This is a genomic window from Kitasatospora sp. NPDC056651, from assembly GCF_042792155.1.
Classification (GTDB): domain Bacteria; phylum Actinomycetota; class Actinomycetes; order Streptomycetales; family Streptomycetaceae; genus Kitasatospora.
The window spans coordinates 1-9,105 of sequence record NZ_JBHTWX010000175.1 but is presented as its reverse complement, the minus strand read 5'-3'; the positions used below and the strand labels follow the sequence as shown (position 1 = coordinate 9,105).

Below are 9,105 nucleotides of genomic sequence, written 5' to 3'. Positions count from 1 at the left end.
TGCGCCCGGAGGAAGGCTCGTGTCGGGCACGTTCCCGTGCTGTGCGGACTTCCGGCGGGCAGATCCCGTTCGCCTTCCGCGGCGGGGTGACGGCCCCACCCGGGCCTACCCTGGAGGCCGGTCCCCTCGCGATTGGAGCGTGAGGGGGCCGGCTTTTGTCACCAGTCGTTCCGTGGTCCCGCGTAGTCCTCGCTCTCCGGGTCGGACGCTGAAACGGTGTGAGGCCGCCCGAGCAGGGCGGCCCCACACCGTTTGCATCTCCACCGAGCGCTGCCCATTGCTTCCCGTCGAGACAGCGCAGCTCTTTCAGACCGGCCGCCTGCCCGGCCACCGCACTCTTCAGGGACCTTGCCCCGTGTTTCCAGCATTCGGTCTTGGGCCTCCAGGGCATGTCCCTGGCCCTGATCCACCGCGTACTCCACCAACCCAAGATCCCAGTGCAGCGGCGACGGGTGCATCCTGGCACGGCCAGACATCGGCATGCTCAGTTGTTCACCAGCTGCCGTAGCGGGCCCGGCAGCACGGGGCTGGCCGGTCCGTTCAGCCCCCGTAGCGCGATGCGTACGTGTCGGTGTACAGGGAGGGCGGAAAATCGGAGCGTGTGACCCAGGCCGAGATGCCGTCCAGCACGACGGCCCATGAAGAAGCAGCTTGCTCGATCTCGCCCTTGTTCATCGCTACCTTGGTCTGCGCCAGGTTCTTGTCCATGAGCTGAGACCATGCATCGAACACCGCGGCGACGTCGGTCCCGCATGACACTGCTCTGGAACGATTGCGCCGCTGACAGCCGATGACAAATGCCCTCGCGTCATCATACTGTTCTGTGGTTGGGGTTTTTCCAGCAGTGGTCAATTTCCACTCCCATCGCTCGTGCCAGGCGCCATGGCCCCCCTCAGGTCTTCGATGGGGATGGTCACGGTAACCCGACTACCGGGATTGACGCGCAAGTCTACCGAGCCCGGGATCTCAAGCAGCAGACTCGCCGGTATCGGCACGGCGCCCGGCCAGTCCTTCGGAATGTGTTCGAGTGACGTGCAGCCGTCAATCACTCTTCTGCCGTCTTCTCCGGGAATAGTGGCGGGGCCCCGCCACGTTGAGCCAGTGTAGACAAATAGCTCCGCCTCCAGAATTTCCGCCGCAAACCGCTTCTCACCGAAATACCCGGCGACCGTCAGCTGCAGCTTATTTTCCAGCTCATTAGCGGGCCGGGCGAATCCGAGCGCCATTGGCGAAGGCATGTAGTTTGGATTGTGCAAAAATTCCGCCACGTTTCCGGAATCGTCGATCCTCCAGGCTCCCGCGATTCCCTGCGGAGGCACCTCTCCGTTTGGATCGAAGCCGGGATCCACCGAGTAGAGCCACTGGCCCGGCCGCTTCCGGGCCTCGGCGCGCATGGCACTGGTCAGGGTCGGCTCCTTGCCGCCAGCTGCCACCTGTCACCTACCTTTCCAGACGCTCCCGCGCCGTACCGTCGTCATGACAATTCCCACCCCTAGGGCGCACGGCCACCCGGATTCCTACCCGCCTCCGGCCTGTAGTACGGATTCTCGACGTAGCGGATCGGCTTGCCATCTTGCATCTCCCAGGCGCCCTTGACGTTCTCAAGGTTGACCCCGCCCGGAAAAGCCACCTCCGCCTCTTCTTCGTATGGACTGTGCTTTCCGAGCGTGGCATTTACGTCGACACCCCCTTCGGCATCGATATCATAACGCCAGGGCTTCCCTCCTCCGACCATGCTCTCCGGGTCGCGAGTTGTTCCAACAAATATGGATCCCCTATTGCTATTTGCATAACCGTAGAGATCGTTGTAGCCCTCGGACCACGGCTGAAATCCGCCATCGGGGGTGAAGACCTGGCTAGGGCTCCTATTGTCGAAGCGGTAGAGATCCTCGTGCGTGGTTCGCCATTTCGGAGCATATTCCATGTCGGAAAGATCGACATTCTTATTAGCCGCCGACTTCAAGGGGTCGGTCGGCCATTCGGAGACGCTCTGCCCCTCCAGCTCACGGATTCTCCGGAGATCCGGTGGGAGACCAGCCAGCTCGGCTTCCTTGGCCGCCTTCTCAGCGGCTTCCTTTGCGGCTTTCTCAGCCGCTTCCTTGGCAGCGTTTTCGGCGGCTTCCTTCGCAGCGTTCTTGGCCGCGTTCTCGGCTACGGCGACGGCCTCGCGTTCGGCGACGGAGGCGGCAACACTGCCGCCCCCTGTCTCGGGAACGAGGAGCAGGTTGCCGACGAGTTTGCCGGCGGCTTCGGCGGGATCGGAGCCCCAGCCACTGCCGACGAGGCCCTTGACGGCCTCGGTCGGGTTGTTGGCAGCCGTGCCCAGACCGGCTACGAGGCCGGAAAGGCCCGTGGCGTACTCGGCGGGGTGCGTGATGTTGTAGGGGTCGAACGGGTTCACACTGCGCAGGAGCCTGTTCAGGTCGACGACGCTCTTCACGAGGCCGCCGCCGAAGTGGAGGCCGAGCTGCGGGACGGACGTGGCGGTGTCCATCAGGTCGGCCTTGAGGATCTCCGTCCGGCTCGGCATCGCGGGGGCGGACTCCACGAGCGCCTTGATGGCCGCGAGTGCCGTACGGGCGGCGGAGTCCCGCTGGGTGCGGGCGGCGTCGAGCTTGTCCTCGGCCTCCTTGAACTGAGCGACCGCCTCCGCGGGGGGTGTGAACTCGCCGGGGTCGGCCGGCGGGTCCCCCTCGCGCTGGTCGGCTGGTGTCGCGTTGTACGCCTTCAGCCGCAGGCTGTAGGTCATCGCGTCGCTCATGAAGGTCTTGGCGGCGGCGTCGGTCTTCTTCTGCGCCTCCTTCCAGATCCTGACCGCGTCCTTGGCCTGGTCCTGTGCCCAGCCGACGGTGTGGGCATAGGTGGCCAGGGCGGTGCCGGCCTTCGCGAAGGAATCCGCCGCCGTCAGCCACTGCTTGGGCTGGGGGTCGAAGTCCCGGCGGAAGGCTTCGGCTGCCTCTCCGGTCCAGTGGCTGGTGTCCAGACGGGTCAGGCCCTGGCCCGCCTTGTCGAACGCGTCGTGGAACTTCTGCAGGTGACCGGCGACCTCGTTCAGCCGCTTGGCATCGCCGTGCAGCACTTCCTTCGGGTCGTCGCTCTGGTCGAGGCTGCGCTCGGCGACCTTGAGACCGGCGTCGTCCGCGATGTCGTCGCCCCAGCCGCTGACGGTCTGTCCGGCACTGTGCAGGCCTGCTTCGTCGAGTGCCTTCCCGGCCAGGTGCCCGCCCTCTTGCAGGCCCTTGGCGATGAACTTCGTCCCACTGTCGACGGCATCGTCGACGAAGTCCACGGCGTCTCCGAGGAATCCCATGCCGTCACTTCTCCGGGGCCGGCGGAACGGGGCCGACCGTCGCGTTCAGCGTCATGTTGACGACGCCGGGTTTCTGGATCGCGTCCTGGGCCGCCTTCTGCCACTGCTGCTTGATGTCCTCACCGGCCTTGTCGAAGGACTTGCCGGAGTAGTCCGGGTGCATGATGTCGCTGATCGGGTTGTCGCCCCACACCTGCGACCACGACTCGTGCTCGACCTGCTCCTCGGTCAGGTGGGGATTGCCCATCGCGCCGGCCACGACGTCCTTCATCAGCCCGTTCGCGTACCGCTCCTGCTCGTGGTACGTGCCGGCGGCCAGGCCGATCTTGCCCGCCATGTTCGAGCCCTTCACCACCAGCGATCTGACCGCCCAGTTCCACCGCTCGCAGAACTCCCCGAACGTCGACGACAGCCCGGACTCGCCGGCGTCCATCCCGCCCAGCTCCAGCTCGGTGAAGCCGCGCCCGCCCTCCGCGACCCCGGCTATGCCGATCGACTTCAGTTCGGCGATCACCCCGTTGAGGCCGTCCGCCACCAGCCTCAACGCCTCGGGATCCGCCTGATATCCCTCACCCAACGCCCACACCTTCCGTCGTCACCGGCCCGTCCAGGACCACCTCGTCCGGCACGATCCCCCGCACCGGAGGAAAGAGCATCGGCTCCTTCCCCTCCACGTCCAGCGCGACTCCCCCGGGCACACCCAGACCCGGCACCGCCACATCCAGCAGCCTGCTCCCCAGCACCGTCATGTACGGGAAGCCGCCCAGCGGGAGCCCCTTCGACCTGACGAACGCCGCCAGCTCCTCCTCGGACGAGAACGCGAAGATCCACCGCAGACCTCCCTCGTCCGCCGTCCACACCGCCTCATCGCCCCACAGCGGCACCAACACCGCACTCAGTCGGAACTGCGCCAGCATCACCGCCGGATCCCCGGCCCCCGCCCGTATCATCCGCACCTGGTGCACCAGGCCAGTGTTAGCCATCGTCACCCCCCAAGGTCTCATGGCCAGTCGTCACCATAACGCACACCCGTACGAGCAGAGCGTCACCGGTATCCCCGGATGGCTCATCCCCTCTCTGCCAGCCTTGGGTGAGACATCCCGCCTTGTCGGGTTAGCCTGAGAGGGCCCGAGTAGGAGTTCCACCCCTGATGACCAGCACCAACCCGTCTACGCCCCACCCGGCCCCCAGGCCGAAGCGCCGCACGTTCAGCCCCGAGTACAAGCTGCGGATCGTGGCCGAGTAGGACGCCGCGCCCGAGGGCGAGAAGGGCGCGGTCCTGCGCCGCGAGCGCCTCTACCACTCGCACGTCACCGAGTGGCGGGCCGCGCGCGATGCCGGGGCTCTGGAGAAGTCGGTCGACCGGCGCACGAGCACGGCCCGTCCGAAGAAGTCCGCCACCGAAGTCGAGAACGAGAAGCTGCGCCGCCAGGTGGAACGGTTGGAGAAGGAACCGGCCAGGAACAAAGCCGCGCTGGAGGTGCCGGGAAAAGCGTCGGCGCTCTTGGAAATGATCTCCGAGAGCGCGGACTGACACACGCCGCCGACCCCGTCGTGGACGAGGCGTTCACCGGCATCGAGCAGAAGTTGGGCATCACGGCCGCATGCCGGCTGACCGGCCGCTCCAGGGCCACCCACTACCGCAGGCCGAAGCCGCCGCCCGTGCGCGAGCCCAGAAGGCCACAGCTCCAGCCGTCAGCCCTGAAACCCGAAGAGCGGGCAGCGGTCCTGGAGTTGATGAACAACGCCGAGTACGCCGAACTGCCTCCCGCGCAGATCTGGGCCCGCGAGCTGGACGCCGGACGCTACCACTGCTCGGTCTCCACGATGTACCGTCCTGCGCGAACGCGGGCAGTGCGGTGAGCGACGCCGCCAGGCCACCCACCCGGCCAAGACGGTGCCCGAACTGGTCGCCGACGGTCCCTCTCAGGTGTTCACCTGGGACATCACCAAGGCAGCCGGCCCCCGCAAGGGCATCTGGTACCACGCCTACGTCATCATCGACATCTTCAGCCGCTACATCGTCGGCCACACCGTCGAGCTGGCCGAATCAGCCGAGCGGGCCGAGGAGTTGATCCGCGAAGCCATCGAGCGCAACGGCATCGTGCCCCAGACCGTGCACGCCGACCGCGGCACCTCGACGACCTCAAAAAAGGTCTCCCAACTACTGATCGACCTTGGCGTCACCCGAAGCCACTCCAGGCCCAAGGTCTCCAACGACAATCCGTACAGCGAGGCCCAGTTCAAGACCACCAAGTACATGGCCGACTTCCCGAAGCGGTTCGACTCCCCGGCCCACGCCCGCGAATGGTTCGACGCCTTCATCTCGTACTACAACCACGAGCACCGACACTCGGGCATCGGACTTCACACACCCGCCAGCGTCCACTTCGGCACCGCGGAGGAGATCCGCGACCAGCGGGCCGTCACCCTCGCCAAGGCATACGCCCGGCATCCCGAACGCTTCGGCCGTCGTCCCCGACCGCCCGAGATACCGCAGACGGCCTGGATCAATGACCCGGCCAAGCGCAGGGAACCCGCACCACAAACCTCATAGCGTCACGACTGTCTCACTGGACTTGAAATCCTCCGGATGCCGGCAAGCGGCTCGGCTTGAGCCGCAGGTTGAAGGCGACGGTAGCGTTCGGCGACACGACGCCACTGATGTGGTTTCCCCTGGGCACCATCGGCGCGGCCCGACGCGCTCCGTCAGCACGCCGGGATCTACTCCCCCGCAGTCCGCACGAGGACCCGAAGCTCCCCGCGCTCCACCGGCAGCCCGGCCCCACGCAGCCACAGGATCCGGTTGGCAATCGGCCCCCAACAGGAGTCCCGTTCCAGCAAGGCCGTCAGGAAGACGCTCTGGGCCCTTGTCAGGGCGGCTCCTGCCGGATGAGGCTCGGGGAAGGCGCAAGCGAGCAGCGGGCCCCAGTCCCGGTCGACGCTGTACTGGCTGCACAACGGGATGAGGGCGAGCGCAACGGGCAGGACCTGCTCGAAACTCTCGGCACGCTCGAGCAGCCCCCGCAGCACGGTGAAACGGAACCAGCCGTCGACCTGGGGCAACGGCTCGTCGAACCAACCGTCCACCGCGACAGGGTCGGCGAGCTCGGCCAACAGGACGTCGATCGCCGAGGGGTCCGCGGTGCCGAGCGCGGCACATGTGCGCACGGCCGGGTCCTCGTCAGTGAGAAGCGTCGCGGTGTCCCGTCCCCAGCGGGCCAGGGTGAGCAGCGCACCCGCGCGCTCGCGGCGTCCTCCCCCGCCACAGGCCAGGCGCTCCAAGCGGCCGGCCGCAACGGGTATCCGATCGGCGAGGTCGTCGGCCGCGAGCAAATGCGTCACGGCGCCGAGCGCGGCCTCCCGGACCGTCTCGTCCCGGTCGTCGAGAAACGGCGCGATGGCGTCGAAGATCTGCGGCCGGACAGCCCGGCACGCGTGTACGGCTTCCGACGCCTCGGCTTCTTCCGCGTCCTGTGGGTCGGCGAGAGCCTCATCGTCGAAGGCCGCGGACTCGGCGAACTGACCGAGCCATTCCAGCAGCGCCGCCCTCAGCGGGCGTGTGCGGTCGTCCCACGGGAAGAAGCTCTCGTGAACGGCCAGCGTGCGCGGATGCGGGAGAACCCCGGCGATGAACAGGGCCGCGGGCGCGGTCGCGGAGTAGAGCGAGCCCTGGTGGAGAACCGACATCTCCAGCCGGCCCAGCGACGCGGCCTGGACCTCGGGATCGTCTTCCAGCAACCCGAGCAGATCGTCCGCGGTGGTCGCGGCCGGGCCGTAGGCATGGGCGAGCGCCGCCCAATCGGTGCGGTGAAGCATCGCGGCCGGGTCCGGGTCTGCTGTGGCGGAGATCTCGTGTGAGGACATGGCCGGTATCCTGCACCCAGCCTCGGACAACTCGCGGCGTAGGGTCCGCCATCCAGGCTTCGAGGGGGTCAGGCCGCCCAGGGCGGCCGGGTGGTGCTCGGTGTTCCACCAGCGAACCCGCTCCAGGAGCAGCGTGACGAACGGGGCGAACGTCGGCGGCGGCGCGTCCGGACCGGCGCTCCGGCCTCCGGTGGGCTTGGGGCGGTGGGTATAGCGCGGCAGGGATACGAGGAACATCTCCTGAACCGCGTCGTTCAGCGCCTCGATCGTGCCCTTCACCTGCGGGCTGTAGCTCACTTCATCCAGGCCGAACAGCCGGGCATCGTCGCGGAGACCATCACGGGCCTTCTCGACCGGACCGACGCCCGGCCGGCCTGACAGCACCAAGGCACCCACAGGGCCTGAGCGAGGAGCGGCTCGCCGAGCCCGTCCGGCCGGACCGCCTTGCTCTACACCGCCCCGGGGCGCAGCAGGCGCTGGAGCTGGTCGGCGGTGGCGATGGCAGGATGGTGGGATGGTGACGAATCAGCCGTGGGCGGGGCTTCACGGTGATCTGCTGGCGGCGAAGGCATCGGTGTACGACCCGTGCGGTTTCGTCTGTTCGCCGCCGGTGGCCGAATCGGAGGGTGCCGGATACGCGGCTTGCGGATTCACGGTCGACGGCCGCTCGGTGCGGTTCCGCGTGGCCAGGACCACCCCGACGAAGGTGGGCCAGTTCGTCACGGTGTGGCAGCGGTCGAAGGAGGGACCGATCCGGCCTTTCGACACCGAGGACGAGGTGGATCTCTTCGTCGTCAGCAGCCGCGACGACGACGGCTTCGGGCAGTTCGTGTTCCCGCGGGAGGTGCTGTGCGAGCGCGGCATCGTCTCCCGCAACGGCTGCGGCGGGAAACGGGGATTCCGTGTCTACCCGCCGTGGGTGACCACGGCCAACCGGCAGGCCCGCAGCACGCAGGCATGGCAGGTGGACCACTTCTTCGACATCGGCCAGGACGGGCCTGCCGGCATGACACACGCCCGTGCCCTCTACCGCGCGTAGGCGCCCCTTCGGTCCCGGCGTCGGGCCCGGCGCCGGGCAGCGGCCTCCCGCCGCCGGACAACCCGGCCCGACTCGCCGCACCCGCACCCGCACCCGGAACCTCCCGGCCGACCCGCAAGACCCCCGGTCCCGCCACCACCCCGTACAACGGTCCACCAGGGGCCGCGCCAGCACTCCGCCGACAGCTCGGCGACGGCCTCCTGCCGGTCGGTCGGGGCCACCGGGCCGGCGGTCTCGGAACGAAGCGTTCCGCGAACGTTCACAGTGACCGTGGAGCGGGCGGCGGATGCGCGCGGGTGTGGTCGACTCCGGTTGCCGGCGGGCTTCGCCGTGCCGGATGGGGGTCGGGCAGGCCGCGGTCCTCCAGGCGGGCGACGAGGCGGGTGGTAGCGCTCCGGCTGAGGGCGACCGTGTCGGCGAGCCGCTTCATCTGCGGGTGTCCGCCCTCGCCGTCGTGCTGGCGGCCGAGCACGTCGAGCAGCGACTACTCGCGCACGCTCAGGCCATGCTCGGCCTGGAGGGCGCGCTCGATGTGCGCCTCGATCCGGCCGTACAGGAGGTAGAAGGCCTCCCATCCGTTGGTGCGGGCGGTCAATGCGGGGTCTGTGGTGGTCATGGGTCCGGGTCTCCTTCCAGATGCGACCGAAGCCCGGGACATGTCCATCTTGAAAATATCGGCAAAGGCGGCTATCCAGCGCATGCAAGAATAATCGATCGATCCGGAGCCGAGTGGAGTGCCGGCGCGGTGCGGGCCGAGGTGCGGGCCCCGCCGGCCTGCCGAAGAATCGTTTCAGGCGACTCTGCTGGCGAAGTATTTGATCTAGGTCAGGCTCAGGCCGCCGTTGCGATGCCGTGTTGGGTGCAGAGTGAGTGGATGCGGGTGGGGCGG

At 67.9% G+C, this 9,105-nt stretch carries 9 protein-coding genes and 1 pseudogene; 3 read left to right on the top strand and 7 right to left on the bottom strand.

The features are described 5' to 3' along the window. Positions 1-540: 540 nt before the first annotated feature. The 5 genes from ACFRAR_RS37120 to ACFRAR_RS37100 all read right to left on the bottom strand — a co-directional run bounded on the left by ACFRAR_RS37120 (position 541) and on the right by ACFRAR_RS37100 (position 4,275). Positions 541-708, bottom strand: coding sequence for a hypothetical protein (locus tag ACFRAR_RS37120; RefSeq protein WP_380704583.1), 168 nt, complete (start codon positions 706-708; stop codon positions 541-543). 140 nt (positions 709-848) lie between these two features. Further along, a complete protein-coding gene (locus ACFRAR_RS37115; protein ID WP_380704581.1) occupies positions 849-1,433 on the bottom strand; it encodes a type VII secretion system-associated protein in 585 nt (194 codons plus the stop codon). A gap of 59 nt (positions 1,434-1,492) precedes the next feature. Then, entirely contained in the window at positions 1,493-3,289 is a 1,797-nt protein-coding gene (locus ACFRAR_RS37110) for a putative T7SS-secreted protein (protein ID WP_380704579.1), read from the bottom strand. 25 nt (positions 3,290-3,314) lie between these two features. Further along, positions 3,315-3,887: a hypothetical protein gene (locus ACFRAR_RS37105; protein WP_380704577.1), complete on the bottom strand. Its 573-nt coding sequence runs from the start codon at positions 3,885-3,887 to the stop codon at positions 3,315-3,317. Next, positions 3,880-4,275: a hypothetical protein gene (locus tag ACFRAR_RS37100; RefSeq protein WP_380704575.1), complete on the bottom strand. Its 396-nt coding sequence runs from the start codon at positions 4,273-4,275 to the stop codon at positions 3,880-3,882. Before ACFRAR_RS37100 ends, ACFRAR_RS37105 begins: the two co-directional genes overlap by 8 nt. Positions 4,276-4,864: 589 nt before the next feature. On the opposite strand from ACFRAR_RS37100, the gene ACFRAR_RS37095 reads away from it, so the two are divergent. Then, complete coding sequence (locus ACFRAR_RS37095) at positions 4,865-5,173, top strand: hypothetical protein (protein ID WP_380704573.1); 309 nt, start codon at positions 4,865-4,867, stop codon at positions 5,171-5,173. 67 nt (positions 5,174-5,240) lie between these two features. Continuing rightward, positions 5,241-5,867 (top strand): transposase, encoded by a 627-nt coding sequence (locus ACFRAR_RS37090; protein ID WP_380704571.1) that lies wholly within the window; start codon positions 5,241-5,243, stop codon positions 5,865-5,867. A 167-nt stretch (positions 5,868-6,034) separates the two neighbouring features. Here ACFRAR_RS37090 and ACFRAR_RS37085 read toward each other — a convergent pair whose 3' ends face one another. Continuing rightward, positions 6,035-7,561, bottom strand: a complete 1,527-nt coding sequence (locus tag ACFRAR_RS37085) for a HEAT repeat domain-containing protein (protein ID WP_380704569.1) — start codon at positions 7,559-7,561, stop codon at positions 6,035-6,037. Between the two features lie 130 nt (positions 7,562-7,691). On the opposite strand from ACFRAR_RS37085, the gene ACFRAR_RS37080 reads away from it, so the two are divergent. Continuing rightward, complete coding sequence (locus ACFRAR_RS37080) at positions 7,692-8,216, top strand: MepB family protein (protein WP_380704567.1); 525 nt, start codon at positions 7,692-7,694, stop codon at positions 8,214-8,216. A gap of 349 nt (positions 8,217-8,565) precedes the next feature. Here ACFRAR_RS37080 and ACFRAR_RS37075 read toward each other — a convergent pair. Continuing rightward, positions 8,566-8,832 (bottom strand): annotated as a pseudogene (locus tag ACFRAR_RS37075) (MarR family transcriptional regulator); the annotation flags it as partial. Between the last annotated feature and the right edge of the window lie 273 nt (positions 8,833-9,105).

Excerpts from the sequence above, each read along its gene's own strand:
- ACFRAR_RS37120 (WP_380704583.1), bottom strand. The coding sequence starts at position 708 with ATGGACAAGAACCTGGCGCAGACCAAGGTAGCGATGAACAAGGGCGAG.
- ACFRAR_RS37080 (WP_380704567.1), top strand. The coding sequence starts at position 7,692 with ATGGTGACGAATCAGCCGTGGGCGGGGCTTCACGGTGATCTGCTGGCG.